This window comes from Vibrio jasicida CAIM 1864 = LMG 25398 (genome assembly GCF_000400365.1).
In the GTDB taxonomy this organism is placed as follows: Bacteria; Pseudomonadota; Gammaproteobacteria; order Enterobacterales; family Vibrionaceae; genus Vibrio; species Vibrio jasicida.
This window is the reverse complement of record NZ_BAOG01000192.1, coordinates 1-22,053: the sequence shown is the minus strand read 5'-3', so window position 1 is coordinate 22,053 and position 22,053 is coordinate 1. Positions and strand designations below refer to the sequence as shown.

At 44.8% G+C, this 22,053-nt stretch carries 18 protein-coding genes and 1 tRNA gene; 13 read left to right on the top strand and 6 right to left on the bottom strand.

Annotated elements, in window-relative coordinates:
• Positions 1-138: 138 nt before the first annotated feature.
• Positions 139-519, bottom strand: coding sequence for a cystatin domain-containing protein (locus VJL_RS26630; RefSeq protein ID WP_038882362.1), 381 nt, complete (start codon positions 517-519; stop codon positions 139-141).
• Between the two features lie 373 nt (positions 520-892).
• On the opposite strand from VJL_RS26630, the gene VJL_RS26625 reads away from it, so the two are divergent.
• From VJL_RS26625 to VJL_RS26595, 7 genes are all read left to right on the top strand, one after another.
• Positions 893-2,578 carry an immunoglobulin-like domain-containing protein gene (locus VJL_RS26625; protein ID WP_038882361.1) on the top strand — a complete coding sequence of 562 codons (1,686 nt, stop codon included), beginning with the start codon at positions 893-895 and terminating at the stop codon, positions 2,576-2,578.
• A 184-nt stretch (positions 2,579-2,762) separates the two neighbouring features.
• Positions 2,763-3,305, top strand: coding sequence for a P-loop NTPase family protein (locus VJL_RS26620; protein WP_038882360.1), 543 nt, complete (start codon positions 2,763-2,765; stop codon positions 3,303-3,305).
• A 117-nt stretch (positions 3,306-3,422) separates the two neighbouring features.
• A complete protein-coding gene (locus VJL_RS26615; RefSeq protein WP_038882359.1) occupies positions 3,423-3,668 on the top strand; it encodes a hypothetical protein in 246 nt (81 codons plus the stop codon).
• Positions 3,669-3,738: 70 nt separating this feature from the next.
• Complete coding sequence (locus VJL_RS26610) at positions 3,739-4,392, top strand: amino-acid racemase (RefSeq protein ID WP_038882358.1); 654 nt, start codon at positions 3,739-3,741, stop codon at positions 4,390-4,392.
• The gene (locus VJL_RS26605; protein ID WP_038882357.1) at positions 4,379-4,807 is read left to right on the top strand and encodes a hypothetical protein; all 429 of its coding nucleotides are present in this window, start codon (positions 4,379-4,381) and stop codon (positions 4,805-4,807) included. The genes VJL_RS26610 and VJL_RS26605 overlap by 14 nt, the downstream gene beginning before the upstream one ends.
• Before the next feature lie 27 nt (positions 4,808-4,834).
• Positions 4,835-5,362 (top strand): histidine phosphatase family protein, encoded by a 528-nt coding sequence (locus tag VJL_RS26600; protein WP_038882356.1) that lies wholly within the window; start codon positions 4,835-4,837, stop codon positions 5,360-5,362.
• A 56-nt stretch (positions 5,363-5,418) separates the two neighbouring features.
• Positions 5,419-5,940, top strand: a complete 522-nt coding sequence (locus tag VJL_RS26595) for a lipocalin family protein (protein WP_038882355.1) — start codon at positions 5,419-5,421, stop codon at positions 5,938-5,940.
• Between the two features lie 64 nt (positions 5,941-6,004).
• Here the strand turns inward: VJL_RS26595 and VJL_RS26590 are convergent, their stop codons facing one another.
• From VJL_RS26590 to VJL_RS26570, 5 genes are all read right to left on the bottom strand, one after another.
• On the bottom strand, positions 6,005-7,000 hold the full coding sequence (locus VJL_RS26590; protein ID WP_038867648.1) for a succinylglutamate desuccinylase/aspartoacylase family protein: 996 nt from the start codon (positions 6,998-7,000) through the stop codon (positions 6,005-6,007).
• A 146-nt stretch (positions 7,001-7,146) separates the two neighbouring features.
• Complete coding sequence (gene yfcC / locus VJL_RS26585) at positions 7,147-8,679, bottom strand: putative basic amino acid antiporter YfcC (protein WP_080992052.1); 1,533 nt, start codon at positions 8,677-8,679, stop codon at positions 7,147-7,149.
• Positions 8,680-8,897: 218 nt separating this feature from the next.
• Positions 8,898-9,224: a c-type cytochrome gene (locus VJL_RS26580; RefSeq protein ID WP_038882354.1), complete on the bottom strand. Its 327-nt coding sequence runs from the start codon at positions 9,222-9,224 to the stop codon at positions 8,898-8,900.
• 78 nt (positions 9,225-9,302) lie between these two features.
• A complete protein-coding gene (ltaE, locus tag VJL_RS26575) occupies positions 9,303-10,307 on the bottom strand; it encodes a low-specificity L-threonine aldolase (protein WP_009696116.1) in 1,005 nt (334 codons plus the stop codon).
• 24 nt (positions 10,308-10,331) lie between these two features.
• Complete coding sequence (locus tag VJL_RS26570) at positions 10,332-10,847, bottom strand: NUDIX hydrolase (protein WP_038882353.1); 516 nt, start codon at positions 10,845-10,847, stop codon at positions 10,332-10,334.
• 271 nt (positions 10,848-11,118) lie between these two features.
• Here VJL_RS26570 and VJL_RS26565 point away from each other — a divergent pair, with 271 nt between their 5' ends.
• The 6 genes from VJL_RS26565 to dld all read left to right on the top strand — a co-directional run bounded on the left by VJL_RS26565 (position 11,119) and on the right by dld (position 21,726).
• The gene (locus tag VJL_RS26565) at positions 11,119-12,780 is read left to right on the top strand and encodes an ATPase RavA domain-containing protein (RefSeq protein WP_038882352.1); all 1,662 of its coding nucleotides are present in this window, start codon (positions 11,119-11,121) and stop codon (positions 12,778-12,780) included.
• 9 nt (positions 12,781-12,789) lie between these two features.
• Positions 12,790-14,244, top strand: a complete 1,455-nt coding sequence (viaA, locus tag VJL_RS26560) for an ATPase RavA stimulator ViaA (RefSeq protein WP_038867637.1) — start codon at positions 12,790-12,792, stop codon at positions 14,242-14,244.
• A 244-nt stretch (positions 14,245-14,488) separates the two neighbouring features.
• Positions 14,489-14,562 (top strand) — tRNA-Cys (locus VJL_RS26555).
• Positions 14,563-15,216: 654 nt separating this feature from the next.
• On the top strand, positions 15,217-18,504 hold the full coding sequence (locus tag VJL_RS26550) for a glycoside hydrolase family 3 protein (protein ID WP_050568898.1): 3,288 nt from the start codon (positions 15,217-15,219) through the stop codon (positions 18,502-18,504).
• A gap of 166 nt (positions 18,505-18,670) precedes the next feature.
• A complete protein-coding gene (locus VJL_RS26545) occupies positions 18,671-19,573 on the top strand; it encodes a LysR family transcriptional regulator (protein WP_038867633.1) in 903 nt (300 codons plus the stop codon).
• 446 nt (positions 19,574-20,019) lie between these two features.
• Positions 20,020-21,726, top strand: a complete 1,707-nt coding sequence (gene dld / locus VJL_RS26540; RefSeq protein WP_038882350.1) for a D-lactate dehydrogenase — start codon at positions 20,020-20,022, stop codon at positions 21,724-21,726.
• Positions 21,727-22,053: the final 327 nt, after the last annotated feature.

The following is a 22,053-nucleotide window of genomic DNA, read 5'->3' as shown; positions in this document are numbered from 1 at the left end:
AATGGTAGACATATGGTTCACCTCGTTCTGAGAGCCTACTCTAAGCGTAGGGCTTGAGAGTGAGGCGGACCATATAATTAGCCCCGCTAGATTACGGTGTAAAATAGCGGGGCTTTTGGGTTTTCAGTTTCGAAGCATTTATTGTTCGCAGAAACGACCTTCTTTCGGTGATTGCGTAATCGCATATTCACCATCAAGATTGCGGTAAACAACCGCGTTCCAAACCGAACCGTCATTCAATTCAAACTCTATCGCGTAGTTCACACCACTCACAATTTGTGCATGAACGGACAAGATCTGTTTAAACGAAGAGAGAGTTTCCATTTTATTTAGGACAAAGGCCATTGCCTTTTGAGCGTCTGGGGTAGCATCGAATTCGTTCCACCCACCTGGCATATTTCCTTGTGTATTACATACATCTGCCGAGGTTGTTGGTTGTGCCGCTTCATCTTGAGTATTTTGCTGACATCCAGCAAGAAGAATCAAGATTGCGCAAGCTGACACGGTTTTTAATTTCATAAAATTAACCTCTGTTTGCAAGCTCGCATTATAAAGCTCGGTGTTAAAGCACAATGTCTACGTTGTGCAAACTTTTGATATGCAGAGGGTTAAATCCTAATGAAATCGTTGCGAGCGAGCTCCAAAAAAAGAAGATTGGTTAAGTTTTTGTGGGATTTTGATAGAACGTCACGCTTAATTGCGAGCGCAGCTTTACGGTTCATTTCGCGTCGTGAATTAAGATCACAATTATAAAATAGAGATTAAAAACATAACTTTGTAAGTGTATCTGTTTTCTTAGCTCAGCCATATAATCCAAACGAAATTCATTAAGTGCCAATACAAAGTACTGAATGATTGTTGTGATGAAACAAAATGGATGAGAGGTAACACGATGAAGCAAAAAGCGCTATATCTAGCAGTAGCAATGGGTTTGAGTGGTCTTGCGAACGTCGCATCCGCTAATGAGATGGTGAACCCAGATGGTGGTGTGGTAGTCGGTTATTGGCATAACTGGTGCGATGGGGCGGGCTACAAGGGCGGTAATGCACCGTGTGTGACACTGGATGAAGTTGACCCAATGTACAATGTGGTTAACGTCTCCTTTATGAAGGTGTTCAATACCAACGAAGGCCGTATTCCAACCTTCAAGCTCGATCCAAATATTGGTCTTTCAGAACAACAATTTATTGATCAAATTGGCGCACTAAATCAACAAGGACGCGCCGTTCTTATTGCGCTTGGTGGTGCAGATGCACACGTTGAGCTGAAAACTGGCGATGAGCAAGCATTCGCACAAGAGATCATCCGCCTGACTGATAAGTTCGGCTTTGATGGTCTGGATATCGACTTAGAGCAATCCGCAGTAACCGCGTCAGACAACCAAACTGTAATCCCGGCTGCACTTCGCCTTGTAAAAGAACACTACCAGCAGCAGGGGAAAAACTTCCTAATTACGATGGCGCCTGAGTTCCCATACTTAACAGAAGGTGGCAAATACGTTCCTTATATTACTGGATTAGAAGGGTACTATGACTGGATCAACCCTCAGTTTTACAACCAAGGTGGCGACGGTATTTGGGTTGAAGGCGTGGGTTGGATTGCACAAAACAATGATGCGCTAAAACAAGAATTCATTTACTACATTTCAGACTCTCTATCGAACGGTACACGCGGTTTCCACAAAATTCCGCATGACAAATTGGTGTTTGGTATTCCATCTAACATTGATGCAGCGGCAACGGGCTTTGTGCAAGACCCTCAAGATCTTTACGACGCGTTTGATCAACTTAAAGCGCAAGGGCAGGCACTTCGTGGCGTAATGACATGGTCGGTGAACTGGGATATGGGTACCGACAAGAATGGTCAGGCGTACGGTGAAAAGTTCGTGAAGGATTACGGTCCGTTTATCCATGGTCAGACTCCACCTCCGCCAAGTGAAGGCGAACCGGTGTTTAGCGGTATCAGTGATATTCGCGTACATCACGGTAGTTCATTTGATCCGTATGCAGGTGTTACCGCGTCTGACAAAGAAGATGGAGACCTAACTAACAGCATTACTGTTGAAGGTTCAGTTGATGTGAACACCGTTGGCACATATGTTTTGGTTTACAGTGTAAAAGACAGCGACAACAATGAAACCAAGCAAAGCAGAACCGTTGTTGTTTACAGCCTAGTGCCTGAGTTTGAAGGTGTAACGGATACGACCATACAGCTTGGTGACGCATTTGACCCAATGGCAGGCGTAAAAGCGACGGATGCAGAAGACGGCGATTTGACTGATCAAGTTCGTGTAGAGGGCAGCGTAGATGTTAACGTGCTAGGTGTCTACGACTTGGTTTACCGAGTTACGGATAGTGCAAATCAGACTACGACAGCTCAACGCACTGTGATTGTTTCTGATGGCAGCAGTTACCCTCCGTATGAATCTGGAAAAACGTATGAAGCAGGTGACATTGTCACAGGCTCAGATGGCAACTTGTATCAATGTAAACCGTGGCCATACACGGGCTGGTGTTCAAACCCTTCTTATGCACCTGGTGAAACCGTTTACTGGTCAGACGCATGGGATAAGTTGTAATTAGTTCATTTTCAAGCCTCCTTAATTGGAGGCTTTTTTATACGCGTGACTTCACATCTCATTGAATCAACGCTAGAACTTTAAAGCGTAATCATTAGTATCCCGCCTCCGCATTTTCCAGACTTTCCTATAGTTGGAATGCGTCGCTCTTTGTCAATTTGGTACGGTCACCTAGGAGGATTTAATGAAAAGGATCAATGTAGTAGGCAGCAGCGGAAGCGGTAAATCGACGTTTTCAAAGCAGCTCGCAATGAAATTAGGTGTCACGTACATAGAAATGGACAGGTTGTTCTGGCTTCCCGATTGGAAAGAACTCGATGATGAGACGTTCTTTGATAAAGTCGTGGACGTGACACAGCAAGACGCTTGGGTACTCGACGGGAACTACAGCCGAACACAACCATACAAATGGCAAAGAGTCGATACCATCATCTGGCTCGATTATTCACGTTCTATCACCACTTATCGCTCCTTCACTCGTGCTATCAAAAGGGCATGGACTCAAGAAGAGTTCTGGGAAGGTACTGGAAATAGAGAAAGTTTTAGAAAAGCGTTTTTGAGTAAGAATTCAATTATTTGGTGGTCGGTTAAGAATTACCGAAAGAATCGGAAGCGTTATTTAAAACTGAAAGATGACTTAAAAGGTTCGCCTATCAAGTTCATCCACATCACTTCACCAAAAATGGCACAAGATTTTCTTGGTTCTCAAGATTTTATAAATAGATAAGTAACTTATTTAAGGGACTTTTTGGCAACGGCTCGCAGCTGTGTAAATCCTGACATTCCGCCTCCGTTAGATGATGAATACTAACCACGTTCCCGTCGTTTTCATTGTGGAGGTATTATGATCGGCTACGAAGAAATGGCGATATCAGGCTACCTAGGTTGGTTACTCGCTGTTTTGTTGGTTTACCCCTTTGCCTATGTTGGTATTCATATCGGTGTATTCGATATAAAAGTGCGTACCAAAGTCAGCCGTTATTTCAATCGCTTTATATTAGCTTTGATTGCATTTCTACTGATTATGCATATGCAAACTGAAGTGGTTTACGGCAAGTATTTTCTTGGTATTTGGGAAGCACAACAGTAACTCTGATCGCATTAATTCCCATCGCCTTGTGCTAAGTTGTCGAAATTGAACTAAAAATCGACAACTTAGCATGAAGCCATACGACCTATATTTTCTTCATACTTCACCCGTACACATTCCACCTTTCTCCAAATTGATGACAGAGCTCGCACCTCATTTAAAAGTCGCACACTTTGCCGATGCTGACTTGTTGGAGTGTTTGGTTGATGGAGAGGACGTATCTAAGGTGAAGCAATCAGTACAAGACAAAGTACGAGAGCTTTTCGAACAAGCAAACTTGGTGGTTTGTACCTGCTCCTCAATTGGTCGCTTTGCTGAATCGCTTACAGAGCAGGGTGTTAACGTTCATCGTATAGACCGCGCGATGGGTGACCAAGCCGTAACTCATGAGCGAGTGTTGTTACTCGCGGCATTATCGACAACCATTGAACCAAGCTTGGCGTTACTTGAGACAAGTGAGGGCAATTGTATCCGTCAGTTAGATACGTTTGTGGTTGAAGGTGCTTGGGAGCGTTTTCTCGACCAAGATAACCAAGGCTATTACGACAAGATAAAAGCGGTAATAGAACAAAAGGCTCGTGATTATGACGTAATCGTATTGGCACAAGCTTCGATGTCAGGTGCTGCATCATTAGTTGATGTCGATATTCCAGTATTAAGCAGCCCACGTTTAGGTGTAAAAAGGGCAATTGAAACCTTAAGGACATTCCATGCAAATAACTAGTTGGATTCAGCTTTGCTTGCGCGAGCTTGAAGGGGCGCCCATAAAAGAACATTCCGATATCGAAGCGTCGTTTGCGGAGTCGGAACGTTTCTCAAAATGGAAGGCAAGCAAAAGAGAAATACGCCTCGAAGAAGTCAGCGATCGTTGCTGGATCAAGAGTTGCACGGGTGGCTACATCACAGAGGTACATTTGCATGCGGATGGTTCACTTGATGAATACACCTTGTTTGGACGCCTTCATACCAAGGGGCATTGGGAGCTAGAGTCTGGCGTACTTCATATCACGATCTACAAAGGTGAAAACACTTATGAACTTTCTGTTGTGGGAAACCGTGAACCTTCCATCCACTCTGCGATTGAATACAAAAATGGAGAAGTGCACTCCTATCTAAAACTGACTCCAATTTCTCAATAGCAATTTAACAAGGACGAGCACCACAATATGGACATTGTATTTGTAAGGCATGGCGTGCCAGATTTTACGCTAGCGGATGAGCGGCAGATGACTCAGCTTGAGAAGGACTATGCGCCGCTTTGTCGAGAGCATTTGCCCGTGCTGCAAGAAAAGCTCAATCATCCAGTCTTTAATGATGCTGAAATCATCATCAGCTCTCCTTATACAAGAGCCCTCCAAACTGCAGAAATTCTCAATCGTCATCGCGGTTTGCCTTTGTTTGTTGAGCATGACTTGAGAGAGTGGCGTGCTGACAAAGAAGGTGGCTACATTACGTTGAATGAAAGAGACCGACGCTGGCACGAATACCGAGAGTTGTTAAAAGCGGGTATTCCAATGACCGACAGTCGCTACGAACATGTTGAAGTGCTAAAAGCGCGGACTGAGTCGGTGCTGGAACGCTACTGCCAATATCGAAAGGTTGTTGTCGTGAGCCACTTTAATGTGTTTGAAGCACTGCAAGGTTTCCAAGACGTAGGACTGTCCTGTGGAGAATTTCGATACATTAATTTCTGATCGAATTTTTATCTTCTATAGTAAAATCAGTCACTAATTTAACTTCAGGTTGCTGTATGAAATCTCTTAAAACACTTTTACTTTTGTCTCTTGCAACGTTGTTTGGCTGTACGTCTAAACCGGACGGCGTGGAACCCGTCAACAACTTTGAACTTCAACCATATCTAGGTAAGTGGTATGAAATTGCGCGTCTTGATCACTCTTTTGAGCGGGGTTTATCGAATGTGACGGCTGAATACGAGCTTCGTGAGGATGGTGGTGTAACAGTTGTCAACCGAGGTTATTCAGAAGAAGATAAAGAATGGACGCAAGCTGACGGCAAAGCGTATTTCGTTGATGGTGAAAACACAGGGCATTTAAAAGTGTCTTTCTTCGGTCCGTTTTATTCGTCTTACATCGTATTTGAACTAGGTGAGAACTACGACTACGCATTTATCTCTGGTTTCAATCACGACTACCTATGGCTACTGTCACGCACGCCAACTGTCGATAAAGCAACGGTCGAGCGCTTCAAACAAGTAGCAAAAGAGAAAGGCTTTGTGTTGGACGAGCTAATTCTCGTAGAGCAAACAAAGTAATACTTACAGCGACAAATGAAACATGCCCCAAAAAAGTGGGGCATGTATTTAACTGAGTTCTGTATTACTTAATTAATCGAACAACTAATGAACCTGGTGCTCGGATCGATTCAATGTTGTGGCTCAGCACTGTACCTTCAGTCGGCGCTGTGTAACGCTGAATCTCATCACCAAAGCTGTCGTATTGAATTGCAACCAATTGACCTTGTTCTACCTTATCCATCATCTTCACTTGTGGTAGTACAAAACCACCTAATTCAGCGCGAATGCTGATGATGTCTTTGCCTTCTAGGCAGGGCGTGATCTCTGCAACTTCACCGGTCACTACGTCATGACGAGCAAGGATATTGAAGATGCCAGTCACGGTACGGTCGATCAGCTCTTGTTCTGTGTAACGACCCATGCCCACCTCGATGGTGATGCTTGGAATGCCGCTGTTGTTCCAGACGGTTTCAAGTACTCCAGCGTCACCCGGATCGTTAAGAATCGCATCTGGGTTAATGAGGCGAGCCATTTCCAGAGATTGCTCGATACGGAAATCGGCAAACACGTACAGTGGGTAAGCAGCACCAGTAGTTTGAGTGTGCAAATCAATCGCCAGTTCTGCGTTTGGCTTAAGAAGGTTATTCCATAAAGCAAATAGGAAGCGGTTTGCTTCGTTGCCGTTTGCATCACCAGGGAAGAAACGGTTTAAGTTTGCAGGAGATGCATCTGGATCCGCAGAGAAGAAGTCACGGCTGTGGTTCAGCATACCAGTCAGGTTGATGGTTGGAACGACAGTTACAGTACCCGCGATGTCTTTGCCAATCAGTTCACGAGCGGTCTTTTGCGCCGCTAAAACACCATTGTATTCGTCACCATGAACACCAGCTGTGATCATGATTTTCTTACCCGGTTTTTCGCCCTTGAAGACTAACACAGGCAAATGTTGCCATTGAGATAGGGCGTTGGTTGCAATACGGAACCAAAACTTATGCTCGCCTGCAGGCAAGTCTGTTACGTCAAGAGATTGAATGACTTGATGACCTTGAATTACGTCATCCAGAAATTGTGTTGCCATTAAAGTTGTCACTCCAAAACATCTTACTTTGATGCTTGTTTGCCATACGGCTTGAATTAAAAAAGGCGAGAACCTTGTCTCGCCTTATTCTTTATACCCAAACTCCGCTTTCGCGTTTAAGTTGCTTGGGGATATTGGTACTCAGTTTACGCAAAACCCATCACGTGAGCTGCGACGACGACAATGCTCGATAGGGTAAAGAGTAATAGCATAAAGCGCCAGCAGAATTTCGCCCAGTCACCCCAGTCGATACGACATACACCAAGTGTTGCCATTAGCGACGCTGAAGTTGGAACGATAACGTTAGTGAAACCGTCACCAAGTTGGAATGCGAGAACCGCAACCTGACGAGTAACGCCAGCGATGTCTGCAAGAGGAGACAATAGAGGCATTGTCAGTGCTGCTTGACCAGAACCTGAAGTCACGAAGAAGTTGAAGATAGATTGGAAAACATACATCAACCAAGCCGCAGCAACGTCAGGAAGACCGCTGATTACGCCACCAGCGCTGTTCAGGATCGAGTTCAGTACGCTTGCTTCATCAGTAGTACCGCCACCTAGGATAAGCAATACACCTTTCGCACAACCAACCAATAGAGCAGGGGCAAGCATGATTGCTGCACCTTCTTTAAATGCGTCAGCCGCACAGTTAAGCGTCATGCCGTTCAGACGGAAGATCGTACCGATAATCGCAACGACAAAGCCCATAGTGAAGAATTGAGATGCGATTTCTGGGATGTACCATGCGTTAGCTACTACGCCCCAAACAACCCATACTGTCGTTGCGATAACCGTAAGGATAACAAGGGTGTCACCTAGGTTCCAACGAGAGTCGTGGTCACCGAGCTCTTGCTGACGGAAGTATTTGTCAGTGCGACGGCTGTAAGAAAGCTCAGGGTTTGCTTTGATTCGCGATGCGTAAATCATAGTGAAAGCAATACCAATCGCGGTGAACGCAGCCCAAAGCCCCATACGCACAGTCATACCAGACAGAACCGGAATACCAGCAATACCTTGCGCGATCGCTACCGAGAATGGGTTCATCCAAGACGTTGCAAAACCAATCTGAGTCGCAACGTAGGTCACCATAACTGTAGTGATACCATCGTAGCCAAGGCGAACCATTAGTGGCGCAATGATAATCGCAAAGGCAACGGCTTCTTCACCCATACCAAATACTGCGCCGCCCAAAGAGAACAGCAAAAACAGAACTGGAATGAATAGCGCTTCGTTACCTTTGGTCTTGTCGATAAGGCGTAAGATACCGTTGTCGATTGTGCCTGTGCGCATTACCACACCAAATGCACCACCGATAACCAGCATGAACATGATAACGCCAATCGCGCTGCCCCATTTAGAGCCTGAAACCAGACCTTCGAATGGGAAGTTCATTAGACCAATGCCACCGCCTGAAGCGAACAGTCCAACCTTGTTGTAAACCAATTCACCGTTTTCGTCGGTTGCATAAGAGAAAGAAGATGGATCGATAACTGTGCGAGTTTTTTCTGCACCGTCGACCATGTAGGTCACCTGTTGGCTATCGAAATGACCAGCAGGGATTAAGTAGGTAAGAATCGCAGCAAGAATACCAACAATGAAGATCAAAATGAGGGTATCAGGCATCTGCCATGATTTAGGGGTTGCCGCCGATTCCGATGGCTGAGCGTGTGTGTGAGACATAACCTATTTCACGTCGAATTATAGAAAGCATGAAATATCGATAAAATAGAATAAAAAGTCAATATTAACTGAGTTGATGAACTATAAATTCATCAATAATTTGATCTGAAGAGGGTTGAGTTGCTTATCAATGATTTAATGGTTAATTGTTTTGGTTAGATGTTGTGCGAATGAAAACAGAGTTAGGACTTGTGGCGATTCACAAGTCCCATAATTATTCACTTTTCTGCATGAGGAGTTTGTTCTGAATAAAACGCGGCAACATCGCGCAAATCTTCATCATTTAGCATGTGTAATTGGGCTGCCATCATCTCAGCCAAAGGACCTAAGCGAAGCCCATCTTGATAGGCTTTCATAGAATCATACAGGTACTGAGCATTCTGACCGGCTAGGTTAGGGTAAGCGTCGTTTGTCGTCATGCCGTTCGAGCCATGACAGTAAACACAGCTTGGCGATTTAAGTTTGCCTTTATCAACGTTACCAAAAGGTTTCGCCACAACAGAGGAAGAGAGAAGAAGAGACGCTAGAAGCACGTATCTATACATGAAATGCACTCATTGTAGTTCTTGAAAGCGCATAGAATAAAGCTTCCCCTTAGGGGAAGCTCAATGATCAAAATCAAGTTAAAGCAGAGATTTAAGGCTAGATAGGAAGGTATCGATGTCTTGTGCCGAAATATCTTTGTGCGTCACGAAGCGGATTGGGTTTCCTGGCGTAATTGTTATGCCTTGCTCCTTCATCTTTTCTGCGATACCAGCGATATCCACTTGTGGATCAAGCTTGGCAAAGACGATGTTGGTTTGAACAAATTCTGGATTAACAGAGAAACCAGGCAATTCCGCTAAACCTTCCGCTAAGGTTTTTGCATTGATGTGGTCTTGTTTTAGCTGTTCTACTTGCTCGGTAAGGGCTAGTTTACCGGCTGCAGCAAGAATACCCGCTTGGCGCATACCACCGCCGACCATTTTTCTTAGACGGCGTGCTTTTGCGATGTACTCTTTGCTACCAAGCAGTAGTGAACCAACAGGGGCAGCCAATCCTTTCGACAGACAGATAGTCATTGAATCAAAGTACTGACCAATCTCTTTCACTGGAACATCAAGCGCTACAGCTGCGTTGAATACGCGAGCGCCATCTAGGTGCATCTGCAAGTTATGTTTGTTCACAAACTCACGAGCCTCAGCAAGGTAGGAAAGAGGAATCACTTTACCGTTGATGGTGTTTTCCAGACTAAGTAGGCGAGTACGTGCAAAGTGCGCGTCATCTGGCTTGATTGCTGCTTCTAGCTTATCAAATGGCAAAGTACCGTCTGGGTTGTTTTCAATCGGTTGAGGTTGAATAGAACCCAGTACCGCCGCGCCGCCAGCTTCGTACTTGTAGTTATGCGCTTGCTGACCACATAGGTATTCATCACCGCGCTCACAGTGTGCCATTAAGCCAAGTAAGTTTGCTTGTGTGCCAGAGGTGGTGAACATTGCGGCTTCAAAGCCCGCAAGCTCAGCAGCAAATTGCTCTAATTCGTTAACGGTTGGGTCATCACCGTACACATCATCGCCGACAGGAGCGGTAAACATTGCTTCACGCATTGCTTGGGTAGGTTGCGTAACGGTATCTGATCGAAAGTCCATAATTCTCTCCTCGGTCGAAAAGACCTAAATATAACCGCAAAGACGAGCTTTGCTTAGGCAAGCGATAGTTTTGGCATCCGTAATAATGCCTTGAATAATTTGTTGTTCGAGTTCTTCTCGTGACAATGTCACCACTTCAATCACTTCATCGTCGTCACACTCGTATCGATTGGTCCTGTTCAGTTGCTCAGCAACAAACAAGTACTGGATTTCATCACAGAAACCAGCAAGAGGGGTAACTTGACCAAGCGATGTAAACTTTTCGGCGCTGTATCCTGTTTCTTCTTCCAACTCTCTTTGAGCACAATGCAATGGATCTTCATCGCCTTCACGTGTGCCAGCAGGCAATTCAAGCAGCCATTTGTTAAGAGAGGGACGGAATTGATTAACAAGAACGATGTTGCCATCTGAAGTAATAGGTAAGATAACGGCAGCACCGGGGTGTTGGATAGTGGTATGTTTGATCATCCGACCAGTTGGTAGCTTGATTTCCTCTTCGACCAGAGAAATCTGCTTCCATGTATGAATTGTATTGCTCATGCAGTTGTGGATCCTAGCGGTAACCGCGTGTTGACGTGTCTTGCACATTAACCACAAACCGCGTGAAACAAAAGTAGAAAATGGTTTCATACTCTTATGAAATCAGCACATTCAGTGAGTTATGTCTCATAAATGAAAACTATGGTTACCCGCGCACGCGCGCGAAGAGCATCTGGTATAACCGAGGTTCACTAAAAAATACACTTGTAACAAAGTGATAACAAATGTATAAAATTAAATATACAGCCTCAGTTCAACAGCCGGAGCTTTTATGATTCAACCATCTTTCGCATCAAATGCAGAAAAGGCGCTTCTTTCAGAGCGTATCAACAAGCTGGCTAAAGCACTGACCGACGGCGTTTACGAACGCGAACACACCATCAAACTTTGTCTTCTTGCCGCTCTAGCGGGTGAGAGCGTCTTCCTTCTTGGTCCTCCGGGTATTGCAAAAAGCTTAATCGCCAAACGTCTTATCCAAGCATTTGATAACAGTAGTTACTTTGAGTACTTAATGACTCGCTTCTCAACACCAGAGGAAGTGTTTGGTCCATTGAGCATTCAAGAGCTAAAAGACAACGGTCGTTATGTCCGTCTTACTCAAGGCTACTTACCAACGGCACAGGTGGTTTTCCTTGATGAGATTTGGAAAGCAGGTCCTGCGATTCTGAATACGCTTTTGACTGTTGTGAACGAAAAGACGTTCAAAAACGGCAGTGAAATTGAACGTGTACCGATGCGCCTTTTGGTTTCTGCATCAAACGAACTACCAGACGAAGATAGTGGTTTAGACGCACTTTACGACCGCATGTTGGTGCGCGTGTTTGTAAACCGCATTCAGGATAAGCAAAACTTCAAATCCATGCTGACAGTGGGTACGTCTCAAGAAGCGCAGGTTCCAGAGGGTTTGGCGATCACAGACGAAGAATACCACCGCTGGCAGCAACAGCTCGATAAGCTGACTCTCACCGACAATACATTCGAAAAGCTATACCAACTTAAGTCTATGTTGGAAACCAAAGTCGAATCTGAGTTTGGCGACGCATCATTAACAGATATGTACGTTTCTGACCGCCGTTGGAAAAAAGCGGTCAAATTGCTTAAAGCGAGCGCGTTTTTCAATGGTCGTGATGAAATCAACCCACTTGATCTTCTGCTACTGCAAGATTGTTTATGGAATAGCCCTGAGTCACGCGATGTCGTTCGCAGTGTGATTCAAGAGTTCGCACTAAAACATGCCTTTGATCAGCAAGAAGCAGAGCAAGAGATCGAATACTGTCGTGAAACTTTGGTTGATGTGCAGCATGAACTTGAAGACAAATATCGCATGACGCTAAACGCTGAAGCGGCAACGGGACTGCTTCGCAAAGAAACCATGAGCTTCGATACATCCAAAGCGAAAACTTACAAAGTAGGCGCGGCGGTGAATCTGGTTAAGCTGGTTATTCTGCAAAGCAACATGTCGGTATCTGAATCAGAGAAGGGTGACAGCCGCTGGGTATACGTACCAAAAGACGAGCTTGACCGAGTGATCAAAGAAGGTCATGGCGATGTGTATGGCTATGTGAACCAAAACACCAATATGTGTCGTCTGCGGTTTGATGTCGATGCGGCAAACAACCTTGTGATCCGTGACATTGCAAACCGCGGTGTGTTGGTGAGCTTAGTGACTCAACAAGGTTTAGACGTTGAGCTTTACCAAAAATGGTTGGCTGAAAGCGAGAAAGCAGTAAGCCAATTGAGTGAAGCTGAACACCACATGCGTAAGGTTAAAGCCAACTTCCATGGCGCATTGCCACACAGTTTCGTGGATCCAGAGTTACCACGTCTAATGGAATCGAGTCTGCAACAGGTGAGTCAGAGACTTGAGTCTATCCAAGGTGAAAGCGAGAAGATCATTCAACGCTTTAAAAACTTACATCAGTTTTTCTCTTAAGGAGACGACATGTTAGGTGCAGACGGACTCAGCTTAGCACTTATGGTGGCAGATTCAGGCATCATTGATAGTGCGGTTAACGATTTAATGGCGCGCTCACAAGTCATGATGATGGCAGAAAATCGAGGTATGAAATCCTCGGTGAAAAACCATCTACTTAAATGGCGTGGCAATGTGAAAAAGCGCATGACGAAAGTCTGTGAAACAGAACGTTTTCAACAGGAACTCGCACTCTATCAAGAAGTGATTTATTGGGATGAAAACGAGTTTTTCGAACGAATTGATGACGTGATCAAAAAGCTTGAATGGCACTCGGCGTTTTACATGCAAGCGCGTCGCATGATGGAGAAGAACAAGGGGGTGAACAACCCAATGTTCCCTCATTACTTCTGTGACCAGTGGTATCAAAGCCTTGCAGAAGCAATTAAACAAGCGCAAGTCTCTGAGCTTGAAGAGAACAAAGAAAAAGTCCTCAACGATCTTTATCAACGTATGGAAACTATGCGTAACATGGATAAAGTGACGGAGTCCGGTGACGAAGAAAGCGTTGGGCGTTTGTGGGATATGGCGTCCGCTAAGTTGAGTAAAACTGACTTAACCGTGATGAAGCGCCACGCAGAGTTCCTTAAAAAGCACAAAGGTTTGCAAGAGATCGCAGAGCAACTTGGTCGCATGGCGGGGCAAGTGAATGATCCTGACCTCAACCGCGCACCAGCAGAAGAGCTGCAAATGGTTGAGGAAAAGAGTGACGAAGCGACAGACGATATCGTCGGTATTCATGAAAGTGACGATCTCAACAAACTGCTACCTAACGAAACCATGTTTTTAGCGTATCCAGAGCTAGAAGTCGTGTTCTACAAGCATTTGGTTGATAAACGCTTGATGAACTACCGCACGCAAGGTAAGTCTCGCACACTACGTAAAGTGAAAGCGCATAAACCCGATCATAAAGCGGTGGACGTTGAAAAAGGCCCATTTATCGTTTGTGTTGACGCGTCAGGCTCGATGAGTGGATTCCCGGAGCAATGTGCCAAAGCCATGGCTTACGCACTTATGCAAATCGCTCTGGCTGAACAACGAGATTGCTATGTGATCATCTTCTCCACTGAACACATTACTTACGAGCTAACGCGTCAGGATGGTTTACGTGAAGCCGCTGACTTTTTAACTTACAGCTTCCATGGTGGGACGGATTTGGAGCCAACGTTAATTAAATCTATTGATCTAATGAACAGCGACAAATACAAAAATGCCGACATGGTTGTTATCTCAGACTTCATTGCACCAAAACAGCAAGATGAGTTACTTGCAAAAGTCGATGCTTTAAAAGCGAAGAAGAACCGTTTTCATGCCATTAGCTTATCGAAGTATGGCAACCCAGCGTTAATGTCAATGTTTGACCACACTTGGTCTTACCATCCAAATGTAGTGGGGCGCTTATTGAAACGCGTCGCAAACGGCTAACACCATCGAACAGTATAAAAGTGACAAGCAAAAGCGGCTTAAGCGGTCGCTTTTGTCGTTTTTTGTTCGGTGATATGCAATAAAGCCATTAGTAATAAGGCACCGATTAGATCGAATTATCGACTGTTTGGTTTAAAACAAAGCAAACGAAGCGGAAATAAAAGATTTTTGTTTGACTATATTTCCTGAATCCGTAAAGTAGCACCCAACGCAACGGGGCAGAGCCTTTTAGCGTAAACAATTTGGCGCCTTGGCAGAGTGGCTATGCAGCGGATTGCAAATCCGTGGACCTCGGTTCGACTCCGGGAGGCGCCTCCAAATTCATAAAAAGAGACGTCCTAGGGCGTCTTTTTTTGTATCTAAAATTCCTGTTCCATCAATTCCTTTTGCCGCCGTCAATCACTACTTTGTTTTTTCTTTACTGTTTCACATGTGTCGTGCTTTGCGACTCAGTAGAGCTTCACTTCTGAGTTCTCTCGGTTTCGTGGTAGCGCTATTACTTTGCTACTTCGTGAACTTAAGATGCGAGAAGAATTAATAACGCCACATAGTGTGAATATGCTTCAAACTTATGCAATTTGGCACTAATTTAAATTGTTGAATATGGAACATCTATCACTAATACGTTTTTTCAAGATTTGAAATCAAATCACATTTCTATGAATCTGCGAAATACCATGCATATCATACAAAAGTGCAACAAGCCTTACTCCTTCTCGTTTAACGAACAATCAAACTGTTAACGATATCTTTATTTGTTTCATGAACTAATGCGTGTATCCAATCAGCATATTTCTGTGACTAACACAGAATTATTTATCATTTATTTCAGTAGTCTAAATAAAACCCCTGTAGTGAAAAATTAGTGGTGACTAGCACGTCTCTGGCGTGTGGTCCCGTTGGATAACAAAATATTTCAGGAGCAATAACGTGCTACGAACAAAGAAAACAATCGTCAGTATTCTCGTTTCAATGGCGATGATCTCAGGCTGCAATGATTCAGACAGTGACACCATTTCAACCAGTCCTATTCCTTACTTTGCGGAATGGAAGGATGTCGACAGTGCTATTAAAAAAGATGATGCGATGGAAGCAGAAATCCAACGTATCCTTGCATTAATGACGTTAGAAGAAAAAGTCGGTCAGATGGTACAACCGGACCTTCGTGAGGTCACTCCACAAGAGGCGAAAACCTATAAGCTTGGCTCAATCCTAAACGGTGGTGGCGGTTTTCCAAACAATGATAAATACGCGACCGCACAAGATTGGGCGGACGAAGCGGATAAATACTGGTTAGCGTTGGAAGACGCTTATGCTGATCGAGGATTCCGAATTCCCTTTATGTGGGCGACAGATGCAGTACATGGCCACAACAACGTTTTCATGGCGACGGTATTTCCTCATAACATTGGCTTAGGTGCAGCTCGCAACCCTGATCTGATTGAAGAAATAGGAAAAGCGACCGCAAGAGAGGTTGTTGCGACAGGTCTTGATTGGACATTCGCACCGACCGTTGCGACACCACGCGATTATCGTTGGGGACGTGTATATGAAGGCTACTCGGAAGATCCAGAAATCGTGTATGAATACGCGAAGCGCATGGTGGAAGGCATTCAAGGTGGTGAAGAAGGCTTAAAAGGGGACACTAACGTAATCTCTAACGTGAAGCACTGGGTCGGTGACGGTGGTACGTTGGGTGGTGTTGACCATGGTGAGAACCGTTACACAGAAGAGTACCTACGCAATATTCATGCAATGGGCTACATCGGTGGCTTGAATGCAGGCGCACAAGTGGTGATGTCGTCGTTCAACTCTTGGTGGAATGATGCCAACTACGATCCTATGGTTGGTATCGACGGTGCTGAGGATGGTGGCGATTACATGCAAAACCAGAAAATCCACGGCTCACAATACCTGATTACTGACGTCTTGAAGGGCAAATTAGGCTTTGACGGCTTAGTCGTCACAGACTGGAACGGACAAGGTGAGATCAACGGCTGTACAGCAGCAAACTGTCCGCAAGCTGTAATCGCAGGTAATGATGTGTTTATGGTGACGTCGCGTAATGACTGGCAAGCGTTCTATCAGAATGTGATTGACCAAGTAAACGAAGGCATCATTCCAATGTCGCGTATCGATGACGCCGTGACGCGTATTTTGCGTGTGAAAATGCGTGCAAACCTTTGGGAAAAACCACAGCCTTCAGAACGTTCACTGGCAGGCGAACAATCCGTATTGAGCGCGCCAGAACACGTTGCTATTGCACGCCAAGCGGTATCTGAATCCTTAGTGTTGCTTAAAAACCAAGACCAAATCCTACCTTTGAAATCCGATTCGAAATTCTTGGTAACAGGTTCGGCTGCCAACGACATCACCAAACAAACAGGTGGTTGGTCGCTGACTTGGCAAGGTGATGGCAATACCATTGAGAAAGACTTCCCGAATGCACAAACGGTGCTTATGGCAATGCAGAAAGAAGTTGGTGAAGAAAACGTCTTTACTGATGCTTCTGCAACAACACCAGAAGAAGCTACTGCGCTTGTGGTTATCGGTGAAGACCCTTATGCAGAAATGTTCGGTGACATCAGCAAAGCACAAACGCTTGAATTTTCGAAGCTAAAAGCCTCTTATCAGGCGGATCTTGATACGATCAAAGCGCTAAAAGAGCAGGGATACAAAGTGGTCACGGTATTCTTCTCTGGTCGTCCACTTTATGTCAATGAAGAGCTCAACAACTCAGATGCGTTCGTTGCAGCTTGGTTGCCGGGTACGGAAGGTCTAGGTATTACTGATGTGTTGTTCGCAAAAGATGGTGCGGATTTCAAAGGTAAGCTCTCTTATTCGTGGGGCGCTAAGAAGTGTTCGACCACAATCAACCGCAAGGCACTCAATATCCCTAACTACACGACACCAATTGATGGCATAAATGGTGAGTTGATTGAGCAAGATATCGAAGGCGAACACAAGCCGTTGTTCCCATATGGATATGGTTTGAACTATGCAAATCAGACCGAAGTTCCTGCTCTATATGAAGACTTGAACGATATCCCGCTTGATCCTCGTGATTATGGCTGTGGAATGGACGAGCCAGATAACGGCATCGCTGAGTTCCCATTAGAGATCTTCGGTAAAGATGCAAAAGGAGAGTTTGTTGCACGTATGTCAGGCAGTGCGAATGGTTGGTCTGGACTGGAAATCAGCAAAGACACCACCACAATCGGCTCAGTAACAACGAAAGGCATCAACTACGATGGCATGCAGCAGTCAGCAATCAATGTGAAGTTCTCGGGAGAGACTGGTGATTTTGTTGGCAATTCAGCCGCTCAAATTTACATGCAAACGCCAGATGAAAAGGGTGTTGATTACAACAGCTACATGAATGCTGATTCGACTTTGGAGTTTGATATTCGCATGGTAACTGCAGCGCCAGAGAGCTTAGTGCTATCGACTCACTGTGAGTATCCTTGTCGCGGTGAGGTTAACATTAACAAAGTCTTACCAGAACCGTCAGAAAGCACTTGGACGACGATCAAAGTGCCGCTTCAATGCTTGAAAGATACCGGCATGAGTTTCCAAATGTTGAACACGTCTTTCTTGATGTACGCAACGGAGGCGGTGGAGTTTGATTTGGGTAAGATCCGTTACGTTCCAAACCCTGAAGGATTACCTTCTGATGCGGTAAGTTGTGAAGACATGCTAGAAGATGCGTTGCCACCACTAACGGGTGACAATTATAACCTATTCGCTGACTTCAACGCGCAGATAAATGCTTCAGACCAATATACCACTGAAGGTTGGGGGCCAATTCCTGATGGGGAAACACACATGACAGTAACCCCGGTAACAGATGGGGCAACAGTCACGTATAACAGTGCTAGTCCAGAGGCTTACAAAGGATTATTGCACTTCAACTTTGATGCACAAAACTTGGAAAACTTTGCGGAAGCGGGTTCACTAGTCTTCACAGTGAATGTCACTACCTTTGGCTCACAAAAGCCTGATAATGATCAAACAGGCTTAGTGCTGAAACTTGCTAATGCGGATGGCGATACGGGAGATGTTTTTGTACCGGAACTTTCCGCTGCGAATCTTGCACTAAACTCTGATGTTACCGTTACGGTTCCAATGTCCACATTTGGAGATAAGTTCGATAACAAGTATTGGGCGCAAACTGTTAAGACGTTCACTATCTTCCCCGCATGGGCAAATACCCAAGCTGGCGTAGAGTTTGAAATCAGTGATATTCACTTCACGAAGTAAACAGACCATCTAGGAAAGTTACTCAATTTAGTAGAAACAAGGCGAGCCTCAATAGCTCGCCTTTCTCGTTGAGGAAGCCTTTAAAAGCCAAGTGTGAACTTTCTTGCGGCAATCTATGTGAAATCTCTTTAGAATGTCTTCCTCGACAAGGAAGCAGTGAAGACACATGAGAAATACCGACGACTACATTATTTTCTATCATTTGGTTGAGCAAGGTTCATTCAGTGCCGCTGCAAGACAAATGGAACTCACTAAGTCGGTCGTCAGTAAGCGCATTGCCAAATTAGAGCAGGAGATAGGTGTTCAACTGCTTTATCGAACCACACGCACGCTTAAACTGACAGAAGCAGGGCATTCCTTCTTCGAACATGCTCGCAGCGTTTATCAAGCCGTCGCAACCGCAGAAGAGTCGATTGTTGGTTTAGGCAAGAGCCTATCCGGCAACATCAAGATTACCGTTCCGACCATCTCTGGTGAACTTATCCTTCCTACCGTCATTTCTGAATTCAACCAAGCTTACCCAGATATCAACATTGATATGGAACTGGACAATCGATTCGCCGACATCGTCAACGAAGGTTTTGACCTTGCCATTCGTACTGGGGTTTTGCCTGACTCAAGCCTAATCGCACGTAAGCTTGTTGATGCAAACTGGATTGTGTGTGCATCGCCTAAGTACGTCGCCAAACATGGCAAACCAAAAATGCCGGACGATCTCACTAAGCACAACTGTTTGGTTTATGCCTATCAAGAGACAGGTGCACGTGAGTGGGCTTTCAAGCGTCATGATGAAGTGTATCAGGTTAAGGTAGATGGGAATCTATGTACCAATAACTCATCTGCGCTACGTAACGTCGCTTTGCTAGGGCAAGGTATCATTTATGTACCTCGGGTACTGGTTTATGAAGACTTGCAGCAAGGTAAGCTGATTCAGTTGTTTAAAGACGAAACCGCAAAGTGCTTGGGCATTTATGCCGTGTACCCATACACACGTCAGCAACCAGAAAAGATTAAGATCTTTATTGAGCATCTGTATCAGTGTTTTCAACGTCGTAGCCATCAATTCTAGTGGTTCAACTTTTCTCAAAGGAGTGATTCTCCTTTGTTCGAAGGGATTCGCTCTAAATTTAAAACTCCACAACCTATCTGTTTTCTTTGTCGATCAACAATGTCACAGTGATATAACGCTGCGATAACGTCATGGTGTTCACATGTTGTGGTTTTGTTTTAACTCAATATTCTATCAAGGTTAGGTATATAAAGCCTTGTGATTCTTTTGACTTTGCTTTTCTTGGATGTTGTGCACATTTGTTAACAATACACTTTGCTATTGTTTCCTTTTGGAAACGATAAGTTTCTTTGTTGATTTTATAGTTCTTCGAAACTTAAGTGATTGAATATATGGGTAATTAAAGTAGTTAATTTTGTCTGGGCGTCGTTATCGGACTTTGGTGGCATGGACGTACAGATTCGGACTATTTATATTGGCTGGACATAATAACTAGAGATACGGATATGAAACAGAAGCAGCTCATCGACGCGTTTGTCACCATTGTCGGGGAAGAAAATGTCCTTACCGATCAAATCAAAACCAAGTATTACCGCAGCGGTTTTCGCTCAGGAAGCGGCACGGCGTTGGCGGTGGTTTTTCCTAAGACTCTGCTAGAACAATGGAAGGTCATCCAACAATGTGTGGACAATAATTGCATCATCATCATGCAAGCAGCCAAGACGGGTCTGACCGAAGGCTCTGCGCCAAGTGGTAGTGATTACGACCGCGATGTGGTGGTGATCAATATTACCAAGATGAAGCAAATCTATCTGTTAGACGGCGGTAAGCAAGCGGTTTGCCTTCCGGGGGCAAGTTTACATTCACTAGAAAAAGAGTTGCGAGCAGTTAATCGCGCGCCGCATTCGGTGATTGGTTCTTCTTCTCTGGGCGCAACCGTTGTGGGCGGTATTGCAAACAACTCTGGTGGCGCTTTGGTTAAACGTGGTCCTGCTTATACAGAGCTTGCCATATTCGCTCAGGTCGACAAGGACGGTAAGCTCAATCTTGTAAACCACCTTGGTATTGAAGGATTAGGCTCGACGCCTGAAGAGATCTTACAGAACATCCAGGATGGTAACTTCGACCCAGATAAAGTGATTCATGATGAACGCATGGCGTCGGACAAAGAATACGACGAACGTGTTCGTGATGTGACTTCTGATATCCCATCGCGCTTTAATGCGGATGAGCGTCGTCTGTACGAGGCGAGTGGTTGTGCAGGTAAACTGGGCGTGTTCGCTGTTCGAGTCGATAGCTATCCTATTCCTGAGAAAGAGCAGGTGTTCTATTTAGGTACTAACGATCCAGATAAACTGACCAAGCTGAGAAAAGACTTCCTTACTCAGTTTGAAAACTTGCCAGAAATGGGTGAGTACCTTCATCGTGACATCTTCAACATGGCGGAGAAGTACGGTAAAGACGTCTTCCTTTCTATCGATCTATTGGGCACAGACAATCTACCTAAGATGTTCTCGCTTAAAGCTAAGGTCGAAAACTTCCTAGAGCGAGTTCCGTTGGTCAGCAAATACTTGCCAGATACTATTCTGTATTACGCAAGCAAGTTGTTCCCGCAGCATCTTCCTAAGCGGATGTTGGAATACCGTGATAAGTACGAGCACCATCTTGTACTTAAAATGAGTGACGGCGGTATTGCCGAAGCACAAAAATATTTTAAAGAAGTTTGGGGTGCTGAGCACGATAGTGACTTCTTCGAATGTACACCAGAAGAGGGCAAGAAAGCATATCTACACCGTTTTGCTGCGGCAGGTGCAGCCATTCGTTACGAAACCATTCACCGCAAGGAAGTGGAAGACATCGTTGCTCTTGATATTGCGTTACGACGTAACGATGAGGAGTGGTTAGAAACATTACCTGAGGAAGTGAGTAAGAACCTAGTTAAGTCCCTCTATTATGGGCACTTTATGTGCTATGTTTTCCACCAAGACTATGTATTCAAAAAGGGCACCGACACCAAGCTGATGAAGAAGCTAATGTTGGAACACCTGAACAGTCGCGGCGCTAAATACCCAGCTGAACACAACGTAGGGCATCTGTACGAAGCGGAAAACTCGCTGCAAACGTTCTACCATCAACTTGATCCGACCAACACCTTTAACCCAGGCATAGGTAAAATGGACCGCTACAAGCGCAACTGTAACTGTTGTGCATAACGTTTTCATTGAGAGAGCTGATAGGGAGTCGCTAATATAGCGGCTCTATTTTATGGGCGAGGTCGTTAAGATTGCGTGTGTGTTTTAATCGAATCGCTCAACTCCCATACATTCAGTAGTGTTTTTAACCATCTGAATCAAAAAGAATAAATTTATTGTTGACCTAGAAATATAATCCGTTAAAGTACACCTCGTTCTCACGGCTAAGGTCGTTAGAGCAGGTGGTGTTGCCATCGCATTGATTGCGTTGCCCTGGTGGTGGAATTGGTAGACACAAGGGATTTAAAATCCCTCGACGTTCGCGTTGTGCCGGTTCAAGTCCGGCCC

What these genes read in the sequence shown, in the direction of transcription:
- VJL_RS26595 (WP_038882355.1), top strand. Translation starts at nt 5,419, where the DNA reads ATGAAATCTCTTAAAACACTTTTACTTTTGTCTCTTGCAACGTTGTTT.
- VJL_RS26565 (WP_038882352.1), top strand. Translation starts at nt 11,119, where the DNA reads ATGATTCAACCATCTTTCGCATCAAATGCAGAAAAGGCGCTTCTTTCA.
- VJL_RS26615 (WP_038882359.1), top strand. Translation starts at nt 3,423, where the DNA reads ATGATCGGCTACGAAGAAATGGCGATATCAGGCTACCTAGGTTGGTTA.
- VJL_RS26580 (WP_038882354.1), bottom strand. Translation starts at nt 9,224, where the DNA reads ATGTATAGATACGTGCTTCTAGCGTCTCTTCTTCTCTCTTCCTCTGTT.
- VJL_RS26625 (WP_038882361.1), top strand. Translation starts at nt 893, where the DNA reads ATGAAGCAAAAAGCGCTATATCTAGCAGTAGCAATGGGTTTGAGTGGT.
- VJL_RS26605 (WP_038882357.1), top strand. Translation starts at nt 4,379, where the DNA reads ATGCAAATAACTAGTTGGATTCAGCTTTGCTTGCGCGAGCTTGAAGGG.
- ltaE (WP_009696116.1), bottom strand. Translation starts at nt 10,307, where the DNA reads ATGGACTTTCGATCAGATACCGTTACGCAACCTACCCAAGCAATGCGT.
- VJL_RS26590 (WP_038867648.1), bottom strand. Translation starts at nt 7,000, where the DNA reads ATGGCAACACAATTTCTGGATGACGTAATTCAAGGTCATCAAGTCATT.
- viaA (WP_038867637.1), top strand. Translation starts at nt 12,790, where the DNA reads ATGTTAGGTGCAGACGGACTCAGCTTAGCACTTATGGTGGCAGATTCA.
- VJL_RS26550 (WP_050568898.1), top strand. Translation starts at nt 15,217, where the DNA reads ATGGCGATGATCTCAGGCTGCAATGATTCAGACAGTGACACCATTTCA.
- VJL_RS26620 (WP_038882360.1), top strand. Translation starts at nt 2,763, where the DNA reads ATGAAAAGGATCAATGTAGTAGGCAGCAGCGGAAGCGGTAAATCGACG.
- VJL_RS26600 (WP_038882356.1), top strand. Translation starts at nt 4,835, where the DNA reads ATGGACATTGTATTTGTAAGGCATGGCGTGCCAGATTTTACGCTAGCG.
- yfcC (WP_080992052.1), bottom strand. Translation starts at nt 8,679, where the DNA reads ATGTCTCACACACACGCTCAGCCATCGGAATCGGCGGCAACCCCTAAA.
- VJL_RS26545 (WP_038867633.1), top strand. Translation starts at nt 18,671, where the DNA reads ATGAGAAATACCGACGACTACATTATTTTCTATCATTTGGTTGAGCAA.
- dld (WP_038882350.1), top strand. Translation starts at nt 20,020, where the DNA reads ATGAAACAGAAGCAGCTCATCGACGCGTTTGTCACCATTGTCGGGGAA.
- VJL_RS26570 (WP_038882353.1), bottom strand. Translation starts at nt 10,847, where the DNA reads ATGAGCAATACAATTCATACATGGAAGCAGATTTCTCTGGTCGAAGAG.
- VJL_RS26610 (WP_038882358.1), top strand. Translation starts at nt 3,739, where the DNA reads ATGAAGCCATACGACCTATATTTTCTTCATACTTCACCCGTACACATT.
- VJL_RS26630 (WP_038882362.1), bottom strand. Translation starts at nt 519, where the DNA reads ATGAAATTAAAAACCGTGTCAGCTTGCGCAATCTTGATTCTTCTTGCT.